The organism is Streptomyces sp. NPDC088197, from assembly GCF_044741185.1.
Taxonomy (GTDB): domain Bacteria; phylum Actinomycetota; class Actinomycetes; order Streptomycetales; family Streptomycetaceae; genus Actinacidiphila.
Genome location: NZ_JBIUSD010000018.1, coordinates 70,711 through 87,660, shown reverse-complemented (window position 1 = coordinate 87,660; position 16,950 = coordinate 70,711). Strand labels below are relative to the sequence as shown.

Below are 16,950 nucleotides of genomic sequence, written 5' to 3'. Positions count from 1 at the left end.
GGGCGACCCGGTGCCACCGCCCTTTTCCGGCCCTTCCGGTCCCTCACGCGATTGCCTCCCCCGCACAGGGACGATCTCCGGCGTCAACGCCACTACGATGGCGCGGTGTTGGTGAAGTGGATGCGCTGCGGGGTTGTGGATCAGGCGGGGTTCGACCGGGGGCAGCGCAGGTGGGCGGCGCTCAAGGACCAGCCCGGCTTCCGAGGGCAGGGCGGCGGCTGGAGCCGTGCCCAGCCCGGAATGGCGCATCTCTTCGCCTTCTGGGACAGCCGGCGGTCCTACGACGCCTTCATGGCCGGGCCGCACGGCGGGATCGCCGCGTCGCAGGGCGACACCTACGAGATGCTCGCGGTGAATCTCTTCGAGCACCGGCTGGACGTCAAGGTCGGCTTCGAACCGACCTTCGCCGACGTCGATGTCCTGCGCGTCGCCCTGTGCAAAGTGCGGCCGGACCGTGTCGACCACTTCACATCGATGCAGCAACGGGTGTGGAATCCCGCCATGGCGGGTTCTCCCGGCATGCTGCGCGGCGTCTTCGGCCAGGGTCCGGGAAACGACTTCCTGGTGCTGTCCATGTGGAATTCGGCGACGGAGCGCGGTAAATACCGCGAGGGAGCGGTGACGCGGCTGTCGGAGCGCGCCGAACTCGACACCGATGTGGTGTCCGTGGCGGGTGACGTGGTGGATGTGGTGCAGGGGTGGACGGTCTGAGAGCGGATGGCTCGGGTGACACGGGTGGTGGCGACCGCGCGCCGGATATAGGCGGCGCTGTCACGGGTGGGGTGGAAGCCACCGCTGTGGCAGCAGTGGCGGCCGACGATACGCAAGCCCCTTCCCCGCACCAGGTGCGGCTTTTCGGGGCCGCTTATCGGATGCTCGGATCGGCGTGCGCGGCGGACGAGGTCGTACGGCACGCGCTCACCCGTACGGCCGACACCGACGCGGGCGACGCGCTGCCCGAGCTGGTCCGCGAGGTCTTCGGCGCGATACGGGCCGTGCCCGAGCAGGCGGCGCGGCACCGGCGTGAAGCGCACGCGGGCTCCTGGCTGCCGGAACCGGTGCTCACCGAGGGCGGCGCGATGGGCGCCCTGGGCGTTCTGGAGACGGTCGAGAGCCGGGAATCGGTGTCCATGGCGCGGCTGGTCGCGCTGGAACGCCTGTCGTCGGCCGAGCGGGCCGCGTACGTCCTGCGGGAGACCTTCGGCTACGGGTCGGCGGAAACCGCCGTCGTCCTCGGACTGCCCGAAGTGCAGTGCCGCGCCCTGCGGCGCCGGGCACGGCAACGGGTGCGGGAGTCCGCCACCGGCGTTGACCTGCCCTGGCCGCAGCGGCGGCAGCTGGCCGAGGACCTGATGCGGGCCGCCTCACACGCGGACCAGCAGGCGCTGGCGGAACTGCTCGCCGACGACGTGGTGGCCTGGTCGGACGGCGGCGGGGTCCCCGGGACGGCCCGGCGTCCCGCCCTGGGAGCTGCCAAAGTGGCCCGTTTCCTGGCCGGACTGATCAGCCAGGCACCGGCGGGAACGCGCGGCCGGATCGTCGAGATTAACGGCGACGCGGCGGTGCTGGCGACGACCGGGGATGTCGTGGTGGCCGTCGTGGCGCCGGAGTTCGGGCCGCAGGGGCTGGTCGGCATCCGCACGGTGGCCGATCCGGGACGACTGGTGTTCCTCAACCGACAGTGGGCGCGGCGGGGGTTGCGGCGCTGACCGGTGCCTGCTCTTTCGCCTGCGCGCTCACCTGCTCGTTCGCCGATGAGGCCGCGCCTGTGCTCGCGTCTACGCTTGTGGTCGCGCGTGCCCCGGTGGGTCCGTCCGCGCTCAGCAGCTTTGCCAGGGCGGTGGTGATCTGTTCCCCCAGGCTCGCGTCCACCGGCGCGTGGTGGCTGATCAGCCGGTACCACATGGCGCCGAAGGCGAAGTCGACCGCGAGGTCCAGCGTCCGCTCCTCCCCGGCCAGTTCACCGCGCTCCACCCCGCGGGCCAGGAGCACGCGGAGCGCCTGCCGCCGAGGCCCGATCACCGTGGACTGGAGCCGCTGTGAGAGGTCCGGGTCGTGCTGGGCATCGGCCATCAGTCCGACCAGGGCCTTGCCGGTGAGTTTGCGGGTGAGCACGAAGGTGGCGTCGAGGAGCGTACGGACGTCGCGCAGCGTGTCGCCGCTGTCGGGGTCCAGGTGCTCCGCCTTGCGCAGACCCAGGTCGCGCAGGGCGTCGAGCAGGACGTCCTGCTTGGCGGCCCACCAGCGGTACACGGTCTGGCGGCCGACCCCCGCGTTCTCCGCGATGCCCTTCATGGTCAGGGCCTGATAACCGCCGTCCTGGCAGAGCCGCAGGGCCGCGTCGAGCACGGCGCGGCGGGCGGTCTCACTGCGGGGTCTGCCCCGCGCGGGTGTCTCGTCCACGAATCCACTTTACAAGGCATGGTGTCTCGCATACTCTTAACGAGTCAGCATGTCTCGTAAATGGAGCTCGCAATGAACGAACGCGTTGTCGGCGGCCGGGGGGAGCGCCCCGAGGGCAAGGCCGAGACCGACTCCCGGCGGACGATCCTGATCACCGGTTCCACGGACGGCCTGGGTCGCTGGCTCGCCATACGCCTCGCGACCGACGGAGCCCGTGTGCTGATCCATGGCCGTGACGCCCGCCGGGCCGAGGAGGTTCGCGACGCCATACGGGAGGCGACGGGTGAGGACCGCGCGGAGGTGCTGCTCGCCGATGTCTCCGATCTCGGGCAGGTCGACCGGCTCGCCGACGAGGTGCTGGCCCGTGCCGACCGGCTGGACGTGCTGGTCAACAACGCGGGAATCGGGACCGCCTCGCCGGGCGGAGCGCGGGAGGCGGACGAGCACGGCGTGGAGCGGCGGTTCGCGGTGAACTACCTGGCGGGGTACCGGCTCACGCACCGGCTCCTGCCCTTGCTGACGGCGTCGGCGCCGTCCCGCATCGTCAACGTCGCCTCCGCGGGTCAGCAGGCGATCGACTTCGGCGACCCGATGCTGAGCAAGGACTACGACGGCGGGCGGGCGTACACGCAGAGCAAGCTCGCACAGGTCATGTTCACCTTCGACCTGGCCGAGGCGTTGAAAGGCACCGGTGTGACGGTGAACGCGCTGCATCCGGCCACGTACATGGACACCACCATGGTCAGAGAGGGAGGCATAGCGCCGTGGAGCTCGGTGGAGGAGGGCGGGGAGGCGACCTTGCGGCTCATCGAAGGCACCGATGTCGGCACTGGCCGGTACTTCAACGGCACCCGGGAAGCGAGGGCCGACCGGCAGGCGTACGACGGGGACGCCCGACGTCGGCTGCGGGAGCTGTCGGAGGAGCTGACGGCGCGACTGTGAGGCGGATGACCCCCGGATCAGCGCGCCGGAGCGACAGTCGCGCAATAGGCTGATCGTCATGGGACGCCCTCGCCGCATTGTGCTCATTCGGCACGGCGAGTCCCAGGGAAACAGGGACGACACCATTTACGAGCGGGTGCCGGACCACGCCCTGGAACTCACCGCCACCGGCCTTCAACAGGCGAGGGAGGCGGGAACGGGCTTGCGTGAGCTGTTCGGCGAGGAACGGGTCCAGGCATTCGTCTCTCCGTACCGCCGCACCTGGCACACCTTCCGGGCACTGGGGCTCGACCCCCGGCTGACCCGGGCCAAGGAGGAGCCGCGCCTGCGGGAACAGGACTGGGGGAACTGGCAGGACGTCGAGGACATCCAGCGGCAGCGCAAAGCCCGCGACGCCTACGGCCACTTCTTCTACCGCTTCGCGATGGGGGAGAGCGGCGCGGACGTCTACGACCGGGTCGGGGCCTTCCTGGAGACTCTGTACCGCGCCTTCGACAAGGAGGACTTCCCGCCGAACGTGCTGGTGGTCACCCACGGGCTGACGATGCGGTTGTTCTGCATGCGCTGGTTCCACTGGACGGTGGAGGAGTTCGAGGCGCTGTCCAACCCCGACAACGCCGAGACCCGCACACTCCTGCTCGGCCCCTCCGGCGGCTATACCCTGGACCGGCCGTTCGCGAGGTGGCGGACGCCCGGCCCGCCTGGCGGCGGGGAGTGGTGAAGTGGGCCGGTGACTTTGGGCACACGGAGATTGACCGGGATTGAACACGATGTCAGAGTTTCCGACGCCATGACCCCTCACACCACTGAAACCGACCGCGCCGCGCGCGCCGTGGCCAGCCTCCGCGGGCTGGCCGTGGGCGACGCCCTGGGCTCCCAGTTCTTCGTCCCCGCCAACTACCCGGCACTTCAGAACGGCCAACTGCCACCCGGCACATGGGGGTGGACGGACGACACGGAGATGGCCTGCTCGGTGGTCTCCGTGCTGATCAAGCACGGACGCGTCGACCAGGACGCCCTGGCCCACTCCTTCGCCGAGCACCACGACTTCGACCGCGGCTACGGCCCGGCTGTCAACCGGATGCTGCGGCTGATCCGCCAGGAAGGCGGCGACTGGCGGGAACTCGCGGCCGGCCTGTTCAACGGGCAGGGCTCGTGGGGCAATGGCGCCGCGATGCGGGTCGCGCCCCTTGGTGCCTGGTACGCGGGTGACGCCGTCCAGGCCACCCACCAGGCGGAGATCTCCGCCTACACGACGCATCAGCACCGTGAGGCGGTCGTCGGGGCCATGGCGGTCGCCGCCGCGGCGGCCCTCGTCGCCGACCCCACGGGACCCCAGGCACCGTCCGACCTTCTCGGCGCGGTTCTCGACCTCGTACCGCGCAGCGCGGTGCACGCGGGTATCCGACGGGCCAGGGACATGCTCGACTACGCGGACGTCGCCACGGTGGCCGCCGTGCTGGGCTGCGGGCGGCGCACCAGCGCCCATGACACCGTGCCCTTCGCCCTGTGGGCGGCGGCCCGCCATCTCGACGATTACGAGCAGGCGTTCTGGACCACCGCCAGGGCCGGTGGCGATGTGGACACGACCTGCGCGATCGTCGGCGGCATCGTCGCGTCCCGGCCGGGCGGCCAACCGCCGGGCGACTGGCGGGAGCGGACCGAAGTCCTCCCGGACTGGGCGTTGTCCGACTGACCGACCGCCGTGGGACGGCGCGAAGCAGCGGGGTAGGCTTGGTACTGCCATGCCGTACGAACCACCCACCCACAGCGTCGAACGCTCCCTTCGTGCCACTCTCGGGGCGCGGACCGTGGCGGGTGTGGACGAAGTCGGCCGCGGCGCCTGGGCCGGACCCGTCACCGTGTGCGCCGCTGTCACCGGACTGCGTCGCGCGCCGGAGGGGTTGACCGACTCCAAGCTGATCACCCCCAAGCGCCGGGCCCGGCTGGCCGCCGTCCTCGGCGACTGGGTCACCTCCTACGCCCTCGGGCACGCCTCACCCGAGGAGATCGACGACCTCGGGATGACGGCCGCGCTCCGGCTGGCGGCCGTACGCGCGTTGGAGGGACTGCCGGAACGGCCGGACGCGGTGATCCTCGACGGCAAGCACAATTACCTCGGCGGTTCCTGGAAGGTCAGGACCGTGATCAAGGGCGACCAGTCCTGCGTCGCGGTCGCCGCCGCGTCCGTCATCGCCAAAGTGCAGCGGGACACGGCGATGGCCGAACTCGGCGCGGACTACACGCCGTTCGCCTTCGCCGACAACGCCGGATATCCGTCGCCTGTTCACCGTGCGGCCCTGGAGGAGTTGGGGCCCACCGCGCAGCACCGGATGTCGTGGTCGTATCTGGACGCGCTGCCCCGCTGGCAGCACCTCAAGAAGGTCCGTCAGCCGGTCGAGTCAGGGGAACAACTCGGTTTCGATTTCTGATCCACACGCCACCCCCCGCTGCGCATCCGTGCGGCATTTGATAGACATCAACTCATGCCTCTCATCCCCGAGGAGCCTCAGATTCACGAGAGCGTCCCGGGTCCCCGTACAGCTCCGGCCACCGGCCGCAGTGCGTCGACCCCCCGTCCTGTCCCCGGTCCGCCGCGGCCCGCAGCGCCGCGTCCCGCGCCGCCGAGGGAAGCCGCCGCAGGCGTCGGTCCGGGCCGTCACGGCCCCGCCCGTCCCATCGGTACCCCTGGTCCCGCCGCACCCTCCGGCCCGGTGACCCCGGCCGCGACGGCGGTTCCTCCCACCGTGCCGCAGCAGCGCACCCAAGAGCCCGCCGCCGCCCAGATCCAACTCATCCCCGCGCCGACCGACGGTGCGCTCGACGCCGCCGACGAGACGGTCGACCTGCTGCTTGACACGGGTCGGGCACCCGGCGAGATCCTGGTCCTCACCACCGGTGACCAGCACCCGTGGGCGGCGCACGAACTCACCTTCGGCGAAGCGTCCTACTGGGCGCAGTACGACGCGGCCGACGACGTCTTCTACGCAGACATCTCCGCCGAACGCACCACCGGGCGACCGGTCGTGGTCGTCGCCGTCAACGGCGGCAGCGACGACACGCTGCCGAGGGCGCTGGCGGGCGCATTGGCCAACGCGGGCGTCCTGCTGATCGTCTGCGGCGACCCGGCCAGGGTCAATTCCCTGCTGGGCGCCAGCGCCTGACCGTCAGCGCGCGGCCGCGCGGCGAAGAGCCTGCGTCGTCCCACCGGGGATGCCGTGCGCCGCGTCGCCCGGCCGCCGCGACCAGGAAGCGGCGTTCGGTGTGCGGCCGACGCGATTCTCGCCGATCACATTCCAGCCGTCGGCGGTCAGGGTGACGTACGACCCGGAGCGAAGGCCGTGCAGGGTGCAGGCGTCACGCAGCCCCCACATCCACGCCCCGTCCTCCTCGGTCCAGCCGGGACCACCGTCCCGGCAGACCATCAGGACAGCGGTGCGTACCGGTTTGCGCAGTCGCAGATCGTGCGGGATGACGCGGCGCAGGTGCGAGAGCAGCGCATTGCGCCGCTCCCAGCCGTCGACCACCCCGCTGCGGGCGGTGAAGGAGGCGCTGGCCCGGATCCGGCCGTCCGGGTCGTACACCGCGATCACCGCGGTGGACGGGGACGGCAGGTGCCGAGCGTGCAGGTCCTTGATCACGTCACGCGGATTGGCCAGCAAAGGTACGCCGATGCCTGCCCATTCGGCCGGCTCCAGAGTGCGCGACGCGAGGGAAGTTGCGGCGGAGGACGTCTCCGGAACGAAGCCGATGGTCACGGTCCTCCTTTCATGGATGCACCCGTAGACCGGGCGCGGGCGCACGCCGGTCAGATGGCTCGATGAGCCGATAGGGGATCCGGCATCAATTCTCGCTCCCGTATTGCCCCGCGGCAACGGGCAATTGAAGCCGCCGACCGGTATGGACCTGTCCGCCGCTTAGATCCTGTCCCGTCCGGCGCCTCGCCACGCACATTCACCCCTGAACGGCCAGGACCAGCGGGAAGACAGCCGTCGCACCGGCCCGCCGCAGCAGCCTGGCCAGGACCGCCAGTGTCCAGCCCGTGTCGGAGAGATCGTCGACCAGCAGCACGGGACCGGGATTCGCCTGAAGGGCCGCGGCCAACTCCTGCGGTACGACGAAAGCCCCGTGCAGGGCGCGTACCCGCTGTGCGCTGTTACTGCGCGGTACGCCGCCCGGGTCTCCCTGATCCGCGTACTCGACCCGGCCGAGCAGGGGCATTCTGCCGACCTCGGCGATACGGGTGCTGAGCGATTCCACCAGCACGCCGTGGCGGCGAGAGGCGACACCGACCACGCCGACCGGGCGTGCGGGGGCGTCCGGCGCGCCGCTGGCCCAACCGCCGGGCCCCTTGGCCCAGTCGGCGAGCACCTGGATCACGGCGTCCACCACTTCCGGCGAAACCGGCTGGTCGACGGCTCCTTCGGCGAACAGCGGCCGCAGCCGGTTGCCCCACCCGATGTCGGACAGACGGCCCAACGCCCGCCCGGTGGACGCCTGTTCCGTCGCCGGAATACGACCCTTGAGCGCGACCCCGATCGCCTCGAGACCGGTCGGCCACATCTTGCGTGCTTCCAGCTCGACTCCGGGGCGCCCGAGCGCCGCGCGTGCCGCGTCCAGCGCGGCGTTCGACACCTCCAGAGGGAAGCGCGCGCCCGCGCAGTTGTCGCAGCGTCCGCAGGGCGCGGCCTGCTCGTCGTCCAACTGCCGGCGCAGGAACTCCATCCGGCACCCTGTGGTGGTCGCGTAGTCCCGCATGGCCTGCTGCTCGGTCTCGCGCTGGCGGGCCACCCACGCGTACCGCTCGGTGTCGTACGCCCACGGCCGCCCGGTCGCGGTCCAGCCGCCGCGCACCCGGTGCACCGCGCCGTCGACGTCCAGCACCTTCAGCATGATCTCCAGGCGGGAGCGGCGCAGATCGACGCGTGTTTCCAGCGCGGGGATGGACACCGGGCGGTCGGAGGCCGCGAGCACTTCCAGGGTGCGGCGCACCTGCTCCTCGGGCGGGAAGGCGAGCGACGCGAAATACCGCCAGATCGACTCGTCCTCGCGCCCGGGCAGGAGCAGGACCTCGGCGTGGTCGACGCCGCGTCCGGCACGGCCCACCTGCTGGTAGTAGGCGATCGGCGACGAGGGCGATCCGACGTGCACGACGAATCCGAGATCGGGCTTGTCGAAGCCCATGCCCAGGGCCGAGGTGGCCACGAGTGCCTTGACACGGTTGGCGAGCAGATCCGCCTCGGCCGCCTGCCGGTCCGCGTTCTCGGTCTTCCCCGAGTAGGAGGCGACGGGGAAGCCGCGCTGCCGCAGGAACGCCGTGATCTCGTCGGCCGCCGCCACGGTGAGGGTGTAGATGATGCCGGAGCCCGGAAGCGTTTCGAGGTGGTCGGCCAGCCAGGCCAGCCGGTGGGCGGCGTCGGGCAGTCGCAGCACGCCGAGCGACAGGCTCTCGCGGTCCAGCGGCCCGCGCAGGATGAGGGCGCCTTCCTGATCGGCCCCGGTGGCGCCGGTACCGAGCTGCTCGGCGACGTCGGCGGTCACGCGGGCGTTGGCGGTGGCCGTGGTCGCCAGCACGGGGACGCCGGGCGGCAGATCGGCGAGCATCGTCCTCAGCCGTCGGTAGTCCGGGCGGAAGTCGTGACCCCAGTCCGAAATGCAGTGCGCCTCGTCGACGACGAGCAGGCCGGTGGTGGCGGCGAGCTTGGGCAGCACCTGATCGCGGAAGTCCGGGTTGTTGAGGCGTTCCGGGCTGACGAGCAGGACATCCACCTCGCCCGCCGCGACCTCCGCCTCGATCTCGCCCCATTCCTCGGTGTTGGACGAGTTGATCGTGCGGGCCCGGATGCCCGCGCGTGCGGCGGCTTCCACCTGGTTGCGCATGAGGGCCAGCAGCGGCGACACGATGACCGTCGGGCCGCTGCCCCGCTCGCGCAGCAGAGCCGTGGCCACGAAGTACACGGCCGACTTCCCCCAGCCGGTGCGCTGGACGACCAGCGTTCTGCGGCCGTGCGCGACCAGCGACTCGACGGCGAGCCACTGGTCCTCGCGGAGCCGTGCGGTGCCCGGCTCGGCGCCGACGAGTCGGCTCAGTACGGTGTCGGCCGCGGAACGCAGCGCGGTGGGGGTCTCGGTCATGCCCCCATGCAACCTGATCGCACCGACATCGCGCCAACCCCGCTCCGTGGCCTGTGGATAACTCCACCGAAAGTTATCCACAGGTTTTTGGGGGGTCTGGTGTGATTCGCGCGATTACGGCATCGTCGATCTCATGACACAGAGCAACGAGATTCAGCACGGAGAGTCACTCTCCGAAGCGGCCGACGTCAAAGTCACCTTGCGCGGGCCCGCCGACCTGGCCGACGCATTGCCGTACTTGATGGGTTTTCATCCCAATGACTCCGTCGTGCTCGTCGCACTGCACGGCGAGCACGGCCGCTTCGGCGGCCGACTGCGACTGGGCCTGCCGGAGGACCCGAGTGAGTGGCCGGAGACCGCCGACCAACTCGCCGACTGCCTCGTGAGAAACAGCACCCGGCGCGGTGGGCGACCCGACGCCATCGTGCTGTTCCTGTGCCGGGACCCGCGTGAAGGAGAGCGCGCGTCGGCCGTGATGGAAAGGCTGAGGCCGCTCGCCCAGCGGATCCGGGTGGCCTGCGGGGCGCTGGACGTGCCCGTCGTCGAGGCGTTGTGCGTCTCGGCCGGCCGTTGGTGGTCGTACTGCCGCCCCGCGGAGACCGTCCCGGCTGAGGGAACGGTCCTGGCTCCGCCCGGCCGGTCCACGATGGCGGCGGCCAGCGCCTACGCGGGAATCCCGGCGCCGGGTTCGCTGCGGGACATGGAAGCCAGGCTGAAGCCGTCCGAGGCGCGGAATCGTGAACACGAGATCGCCCTCGACGCTGCCTGCGCCGAATTGGTGCCCCGCATGCTTAACGACGGTGACTGCGAGAGCGTCCGACAGCGAACACTCGCCCTTGCCCGTGCGGCACTTGAGAAGTTCCGCTCCGCGCCCCGGATCGACGATCCCGCGCGTGCGGACCGGCGGGACGACCGGCTCCTCTCCGACGACGAGGGCGCGGCGGTCATCCTCGGCCTCCAGGACCGCACGGCACGCGACCGCGCCGCCGAATGGATGGAGCCCGAGCGAGCGGACGCCGCCCTTCGACTGTGGCGGGCGCTCGCCCGGCGCTGCGCAGGACCGTACGCGGACCATGCCGCGGCCCCGCTCGCCCTGGCGGGCTGGGTCGCATGGTCCTCGGGGGACGAGGCCGAGGCGCGGGTCGCCCTCGGCCTCGCGCTGGACCTCGAACCCCACTACACCTTCGCGCGGTTGCTCCACCACTCCGTCAACGAGGGTCTGGACCCTGAGCTGTTGCGGCGGAGCCTGCGGCAGGAGCGGCGACAGCGCGTGATCGCCTCGACTACAGCTCGCCGCGGGCCAGTCGGATCAGCCGGTCGAGGACCCGGCCGCCACTCACCCGGAGACCGTCGTGTTCGAACTCGTCGGTGACCCAGGTCCGCAGCCCGCGCACCGCGCGCGCGGTGGCCAGCGAGTGGGCGGTGTCGACGTACATGTCGTCGTGGTAGATCGCCGCCGCCACCGGAATCTCATTGGCCGCCAACTGGCGGGTGTCATAGAGGTCCGGCCACTTCTCGCGGCGCGCGACAAGCTCCGCCGTCTCGCGCAGCGGTGCGAGCGCCGGATCGGACGTGAACATCCACGGATGGATGCTCTCTCCCGTGAACAGCACGGGAGCGTCCCCTGCCAGCGCGCGCTCGGCGTCGAACCGCGGGAATTCACCGCGGACGGCCTCGGCGGCCCAGCCGGTGCCGTGAGGAGAGACGGACCCCTGTCCGTAGACCGACTCGTGCAGCACCGCGTAAAGGGGATTCGCGGCGAAGGACAGATGCTGCTGGACCTGGGAGAGAAAGGAGTCGGAGAAGACGGGACCGGTGGGACCCGTCACGAACGCGTACTCCAGCAGGTAGTGCAGGGTGTGCGAACCGGTGCCGGTGCCGAGCATCAGACCGAGGGACTGGAACGCCTCAGGTGTGAGGCGGCCTCCGCCGGGCAGCGACACCGCCTCGTCGCGCAGGCGGCGGACGATGGTGCGCACCGTCTCGACGTCTTCGGGGTAACGGGCGTAGTGACCGGCGTTCTTGCGCTCGATGCGGGGATAGGCGGCGCGGTAGACGGCCTCGGCGGTCACATCAAGACCCGGCAGGCCGCCCGTGACGAACACCTCCCGCAGACCTTCGGGCGCCGACGACAGATAGGTGACCGCGCAGAAGCCGCCGAAACTCTGGCCCAGCACGCTCCAGCGCGCGTCCTCTCCGAGGAGCTGACGCCTGATGAATTCGCAGTCCTGGACGATCGAGTCGGCCCTGAAGTACGACAGGTAGTGCGCCTGGGCGGCGGCGTCGCCACGGGTGGGCAGCGTCTGGCGGGTGGCGGGCGTGGAGCGCCCGGTGCCGCGCTGGTCGAGCAGCAGCACCCGGAAGTCGTCGAGCGCGCGCGGCAGCCAGCCGTCCCGTCCCAGCGGGCGCGGCGAGCCGAAGCCCGGACCGCCCTGGAGATACAGCAGCCAAGGCAACGACTCGCGCTCCCGGCCCGCAGCCACGACCTCGCGGGCGTAGACCTCGATCCGCTCCCCGTCCGGGGAGGAGTGATCGAGCGGTACGGCAAACGTGTGGTCGGTGATGACGGTGCCTGGCTGGCGGTGGACGGTCATGGAGTCTCTTTTCGGGGGTGCGGGCCGTGCGGGGAGCCGGGGCTCCCGTTCAGGAACGGTAGACGGGCCGTGACCTGTGCGCTCGGCGGGGCGTTCACCCGGCGTGCAGCACTCTCCCGGAAGACGAATCCCGTACGAGCGGGCGGCGGCTTCGGCCGTCGCCCGGGCCGCACGCGCGGCGAAGGCCGGAGCCCGGTGAGCACGCCGCCGGTCGTCGTACCGCGCCGGGCGGCACCCGGCCCGGTACCCGTCCACGACGCCGTCATCTGCGTGGCGGCGCCGGCCCTCGCGGTGTCCGCACAGCACGGGCAGATGCGCGGCGACGGTTTGGACGGCTTCTACCGCGACGGCAGGCGACTGCTGAGCCGCTGCGAGCTGACGGTCGCGGGAGCCGAACCGGTGACCGTGCAGGCCAGGCTGCTCGACGCGGGACGGGCACGTTTCCTGGCGGTCGTCCGGACACCCGGCGACCGTGGTCCCGACCCGGTCGTCACGGTGGAGCGCGTCAGGACCGCCGAGGGCGGTGAGCGGATCACGTTCGCCAACGCGGGGCCGGTACGGGTGGCGCTGCCCGTCGAGATCGCGTTCGGCACTGATCTCGTGGCGCTCTCCGCGGTGGCCGCAGGGCAGGCCGGGGCGGATCTGACGGCCGGCGTCAGCGGCTCGGGGCTGCGCTGGTCGAGCGGCGGGGAATCGGCGCGGGTCACCGCGACTCCCGCGCCGGACGCGGCGCTGGGCGCGTCGGGACTGCTGAGGTGGGACCTGGAGGTGGCGCCCGGAGCGGCACGGACGATCGAGCTGCGGGTGGAGCCGGCACCGGCGGCCACGACGGCGGGCAGCGCGCGGGCACCGGTCGGCGACAGACCGCCGCCGATGTGGGCCGACGCGCGACTGGAGGGCGACGACCCCAGAGCCGGTGTCCTGCTGGACGCCTCGCTCGGGGACGCACAGGCCCTGCTGCTCCGCGCGCCGGAACATCCCGCCGACCTCTACGTCGCGGCCGGGGCGCCCTGGCGGATGGGGCTGGCCCCCGCGGACGCGTTGTGGGCGGCGCGGATGCTGCTGCCGTTCGGCACGCGGCTGGCGGCGGGCACGCTCCGCATGCTGGTCAGGTTGCAGGACCCCGCGACGGGCCGTGTGCCCGGAGTGCCGCGGCACTCCGGACCGCACCTGCCGCCGTTGGATTCGGGCGTGGAGGCGACGCTGCTCTTCGTGACCGTGCTGGCCGAGGCCCGACGCTGGGGGCTTCCGGCTCGCGAGGTGGAGCCGTTGCTCCCGGCGGCGGAGCGGTGCCTCGGCTGGATGCGGGCGGCGACGACGGATTCCGGCCTGGTCGTGGACCCGTCGGCGGAGGGTCCGGCGCGGGCGGAGGTGCAGGCGTACGCGTATCGCGCGGCGGTGCAGGGTGCGGATCTGCTCGACGCCCACGAACGGAGTGGAACGGACGGCTGGCGGGAGTACGCGGCGGCGCTGCGGGCGGGCTTCCGGCGGGGATTCTGGCTGGAGGATCCGGGCGGTGGGCGGCCCGCGCTGGCGCTGGCCGCCGGGGGAAAACCGGTGCCGGTGCTGTCCTCGTCGCTCGCGCACCTCCTCGACACCGGGCTGCTCGGCGAAGGGGCGCTCGCTCCCGGGTTGTTGGACAAGGGGCAGACGGAACAGCTCGGCAAGCTGTTCGCCGCGCCGGACATGAACTCCGGCTGGGGTCTGCGGACGATGTCGGCGAAGACGCCCGGCTTCAGCCCCTTCGGCCACCGCGGAGGCGCGGTGCGCGTCCATGAGACGGCGCTCGCCGTGTCCGGACTCGCCGCGGCGGGGCTGGAGAAGGAGGCGTCCGCGTTGGTGGGCGGGGTGCTGGACGCTGCGGCGGAGTTCGGACTGCGGATGCCGGAGATATACGGGGGCGAGCAGCGTTCTGCGGGCGGTGCGCCGTGCCCGCACCCCATGGCGTGCCGTCCGGCGGCGGTCGCGGCGGCCGGGGCCGTCCATCTGCTGACGGCGCTCGCCGGGGTGCGGCCGGACGCGCCGGGCGGCACGGTGGCGGTCCGGCCGATCAGCGCCGCGCCGCTGGGAGCCGTGCATCTGACGGGGTTGCGGGTCGCGGAGCAGCCGTTCTCCGTTCGGGTCAGCCGTCTGGGGATGGCCATGATCGAGGAGGCGGCGCCGGGACTGCGCCTCGGGACCTGACCATGGGCGGGGTCCGAGCGGGGAGGGACGGGAAAACGTATCGATCCGATAGGGATCAGGCTCTCGATCCGGCTGATTATCGTCAGGCAGACGACTATGATCGCGCCATGTCGCCCTACGACCCGTCGGCTTTCCCGCCCTTCGCCGTCACCGTCGACCTGGTCGTGCTGACCGTGCGACATCACGCGCTGTGCGCACTGTCGGTAAGGCGCGGCGAGCCGCCCTTCCAGGGGCGGTGGGCGCTGCCCGGCGGATTCGTCCGCGAGGACGAGGATCTTTCCCAGGCCGCGGCGCGGGAACTGGCCGAGGAGACGGGGCTCCGGGCGCAGAGCGGCGCTCATCTGGAGCAGCTCGCCACCTACGGGGATCCGCAGCGCGATCCGCGGATGCGGGTGGTCAGCGTCGCGCATCTGGTGCTCGCGCCCGACCTGCCCGCGCCTCGGGCGGGCGGTGACGCCCGCAGCGCGCGCTGGGCGCCGGTCGGGACGTTGCTGGGCGAAGGGGGACAGGAGCACGCGGGGGAGACGGCGCCGCTCGCGTTCGACCATGCCCGGATCCTGGGGGACGGGGTCGAGCGCGCGCGGTCGAAGATCGAGTACTCGTCGCTGGCCACCGCCTTCTGCCCGCCCGAATTCACGGTGGGGGAGCTGCGGCGGGTGTACGAGGCGGTGTGGGGTGTCGCGCTCGACCCGCGCAATTTCCACCGCAAGGTGACCGGCACGGTCGGTTTCCTCGTGCCGACCGGGGGGACGACGACCCGCCAGGGCGGCCGTCCCGCGCAGTTGTTCAGGGCGGGCGGGGCCGCACTGCTCAATCCGCCGATGCTGCGGCCCGAGGTGTAGAACCGGCTCCTTCCGCAAAACGCCCATTTGCGGAGCTATGGTGCAAGGGTGATCCAGGCCATCGGGTTGACCAGCATGCCCCGCCGCAACGCCCCGCCCGCCGTCACCGACCTCACGTTCGACATCAGGGCCGGTGAAGTCACCGGCCTGCTCGGTCCCGCCGGATCGGGAAAGTCCACGGCGCTGCGCCTGCTGCTCGGGCTGGAGGGCGGACGCGGCGCCACCCTCGTCGACGGCCGGCCGCTGCGCGACCTCCCCCACCCCGCCCGGGTCGTCGGCGCCCTCCTGGGTGACGTGCCCGGACATCCAGGACGCACCGCCCGAAGCCACCTCCGCATGCTCTGCGCCGCCTTCGGACTGCCCGCCGCCCGCGCCGACGAGGTGCTCGACCAGGTCGGCCTCGCCGAGGTCGCCGAACAGCGGCTCGGCACGTACTCGCTGGGCATGGACCGCCGTCTCGGTTTCGCCGCGGCTCTGCTCGCCGACCCCCGCGCGCTGATCCTGGACGACCCGGTGCGCGAACTCCCGGCCCGGGAAGCCGCCTGGGTGCACGCGCTCGTACGACGGCACGTCGCCGCCGGGGGCGCGGTCCTGCTCACCGGCCGCGACACCAAAGCCCTCGCCCGTACCGCCGACCACGTGATCGCGATCGACAAGGGGCGCCTGGTCGCGGACCAGTCGGCCGCGCACTTCGCCCGCACGAGGATGCGCCCGTTCGTGGCCGTCCGCTCGCCCTACGCCGAGCGCCTGGCCACGCTGCTCACCGAGGACGGAGCCGAGGTGATCGCCGCGACCGGCAGCCGTATCGCCGTCTACGGCACCACCTCGGCCGCGGTGGGGGAGACCGCCTACCGCCACGGCATCCTGCTGCACCACCTCGCCGACGAGAGCGGAAACGGCGTCACAACCCCGGACGTCACCCCCGAGGCAGAAGGCGGCGTGGCGGCCGCCGTACCGCCCGCCCTGCCGCAGCCGCGGCGGCGTCCGGCACGGCAGCACGGCCCGGTCCGGCCACTGCGGTACGAACTGCGGCGCGCCTTCGGGGTCCTCACGCCGTGGCCGATCGCCGGAGCGGCACTGGTCGGCTCGGTGCTCGGCACGGTCCTGATGGCACGCACCGGCGCTGTGTCCGTACCGCCGTTGCGGTTGATCTCCGGATGGGCGGTCCGGCTGCCGCTGCCCGCGGCGGCCGTGGGCGCGGGCGTGCTGGGCGCACTCGCCTACGGGCAGGAGTTCCGCTACCCCGCCCTCGCGCCGGGGTACGGCCCCGAGCCGCGGGTCCTGCGGCTGCTCGGCGCCAAACTCGCCGTGAGCGGAATCTGCGCGCTGCTGCTCGCCGCGTTCGCCGCCGTCGCCGACACCCTGGTGCTGCGGCTGACCCTCGGCCCGGGAAAGGCGCCGGATCTGACGACGCTTCCTGCCGCGCTCGGCGGCTGGGCGGCGCTCGCCATCGGCTGCGCCTGGGCAGGGGTGCTCGCGGCGGGGGTGTTCCGTACCACCGCGCTCGGTGTGGCCGCCGTCCTCGCCGTACCGCTGCTGGTCGCTCCGGCCGTACGGGGACTGTTCGGTGGGCCGGTGGCACGACAACTCGCCGACGCGGGCGGAGCGTTGTGGTCGGTGGTCAGCGGGGTCTCGCAGGGCGGCGGCGGAACGGTCGAGGGACTGCTGCGCTTCGCCGCCCAACCGGTGGTCTCCGCGCTGTCGTTGTCACTCACCGTGCTGGTCTGCGCCTATCTGGCAACCGCGTTGCGCGGACGGCGACGCTGGCGCCGCCCAACTGCCCCACGCGTCAGCCGAACTGCGCCGCTTACCAGCAAGAAGGGATGATTCATCGCCATAAAACGTCAATT

The 16,950-nt window shown here is 72.0% G+C and carries 15 protein-coding genes; 11 read left to right on the top strand and 4 right to left on the bottom strand.

All coding sequences use genetic code 11. The annotated features are described in order from the left end of the window. The first annotated feature begins 105 nt into the window (after positions 1-105). Both ACIOC1_RS30920 and ACIOC1_RS30915 read left to right on the top strand, forming a co-directional pair. Entirely contained in the window at positions 106-711 is a 606-nt protein-coding gene (locus ACIOC1_RS30920) for a YdbC family protein (protein ID WP_401857245.1), read from the top strand. A gap of 161 nt (positions 712-872) precedes the next feature. Then, positions 873-1,709, top strand: coding sequence for a sigma factor-like helix-turn-helix DNA-binding protein (locus ACIOC1_RS30915; RefSeq protein WP_401857243.1), 837 nt, complete (start codon positions 873-875; stop codon positions 1,707-1,709). Here the strand turns inward: ACIOC1_RS30915 and ACIOC1_RS30910 are convergent. Next, positions 1,672-2,403, bottom strand: coding sequence for a TetR/AcrR family transcriptional regulator (locus ACIOC1_RS30910; protein ID WP_401857241.1), 732 nt, complete (start codon positions 2,401-2,403; stop codon positions 1,672-1,674). The genes ACIOC1_RS30915 and ACIOC1_RS30910 overlap by 38 nt on opposite strands. A gap of 72 nt (positions 2,404-2,475) precedes the next feature. Here ACIOC1_RS30910 and ACIOC1_RS30905 point away from each other — a divergent pair, with 72 nt between their 5' ends. From ACIOC1_RS30905 to ACIOC1_RS30885, 5 genes are all read left to right on the top strand, one after another. Beyond that, on the top strand, positions 2,476-3,345 hold the full coding sequence (locus ACIOC1_RS30905; RefSeq protein ID WP_401857239.1) for an SDR family NAD(P)-dependent oxidoreductase: 870 nt from the start codon (positions 2,476-2,478) through the stop codon (positions 3,343-3,345). A 58-nt stretch (positions 3,346-3,403) separates the two neighbouring features. Further along, positions 3,404-4,066, top strand: coding sequence for a histidine phosphatase family protein (locus ACIOC1_RS30900; RefSeq protein ID WP_401857237.1), 663 nt, complete (start codon positions 3,404-3,406; stop codon positions 4,064-4,066). Between the two features lie 69 nt (positions 4,067-4,135). Then, on the top strand, positions 4,136-5,041 hold the full coding sequence (locus ACIOC1_RS30895; RefSeq protein WP_355338251.1) for an ADP-ribosylglycohydrolase family protein: 906 nt from the start codon (positions 4,136-4,138) through the stop codon (positions 5,039-5,041). A 49-nt stretch (positions 5,042-5,090) separates the two neighbouring features. Then, on the top strand, positions 5,091-5,777 hold the full coding sequence (locus tag ACIOC1_RS30890; protein ID WP_355338254.1) for a ribonuclease HII: 687 nt from the start codon (positions 5,091-5,093) through the stop codon (positions 5,775-5,777). A gap of 54 nt (positions 5,778-5,831) precedes the next feature. After that, positions 5,832-6,509 (top strand): hypothetical protein, encoded by a 678-nt coding sequence (locus tag ACIOC1_RS30885; protein ID WP_401857234.1) that lies wholly within the window; start codon positions 5,832-5,834, stop codon positions 6,507-6,509. Positions 6,510-6,512: 3 nt separating this feature from the next. Here the strand turns inward: ACIOC1_RS30885 and ACIOC1_RS30880 are convergent, their stop codons facing one another. Beyond that, positions 6,513-7,103 carry a hypothetical protein gene (locus tag ACIOC1_RS30880; protein WP_355338259.1) on the bottom strand — a complete coding sequence of 197 codons (591 nt, stop codon included), beginning with the start codon at positions 7,101-7,103 and terminating at the stop codon, positions 6,513-6,515. A gap of 196 nt (positions 7,104-7,299) precedes the next feature. Then, positions 7,300-9,480, bottom strand: coding sequence for a DEAD/DEAH box helicase (locus ACIOC1_RS30875; protein WP_401311901.1), 2,181 nt, complete (start codon positions 9,478-9,480; stop codon positions 7,300-7,302). A 133-nt stretch (positions 9,481-9,613) separates the two neighbouring features. Between ACIOC1_RS30875 and ACIOC1_RS30870 the strand changes: the two genes are divergently transcribed. Further along, on the top strand, positions 9,614-10,852 hold the full coding sequence (locus ACIOC1_RS30870) for a DUF4192 domain-containing protein (RefSeq protein ID WP_401857231.1): 1,239 nt from the start codon (positions 9,614-9,616) through the stop codon (positions 10,850-10,852). Here the strand turns inward: ACIOC1_RS30870 and ACIOC1_RS30865 are convergent. Next, positions 10,764-12,074 (bottom strand): alpha/beta fold hydrolase, encoded by a 1,311-nt coding sequence (locus tag ACIOC1_RS30865; protein ID WP_401311907.1) that lies wholly within the window; start codon positions 12,072-12,074, stop codon positions 10,764-10,766. The two genes, ACIOC1_RS30870 and ACIOC1_RS30865, sit on opposite strands and share 89 nt — an antisense overlap. Positions 12,075-12,269: 195 nt before the next feature. On the opposite strand from ACIOC1_RS30865, the gene ACIOC1_RS30860 reads away from it, so the two are divergent. The 3 genes from ACIOC1_RS30860 to ACIOC1_RS30850 all read left to right on the top strand — a co-directional run bounded on the left by ACIOC1_RS30860 (position 12,270) and on the right by ACIOC1_RS30850 (position 16,927). Next, positions 12,270-14,258, top strand: a complete 1,989-nt coding sequence (locus ACIOC1_RS30860) for a glycogen debranching N-terminal domain-containing protein (RefSeq protein WP_401857228.1) — start codon at positions 12,270-12,272, stop codon at positions 14,256-14,258. Positions 14,259-14,365: 107 nt separating this feature from the next. Further along, positions 14,366-15,100: an NUDIX domain-containing protein gene (locus ACIOC1_RS30855; RefSeq protein WP_188286086.1), complete on the top strand. Its 735-nt coding sequence runs from the start codon at positions 14,366-14,368 to the stop codon at positions 15,098-15,100. A 48-nt stretch (positions 15,101-15,148) separates the two neighbouring features. Further along, positions 15,149-16,927: an ATP-binding cassette domain-containing protein gene (locus tag ACIOC1_RS30850; protein WP_401857226.1), complete on the top strand. Its 1,779-nt coding sequence runs from the start codon at positions 15,149-15,151 to the stop codon at positions 16,925-16,927. The last annotated feature ends 23 nt before the right edge of the window (positions 16,928-16,950 follow it).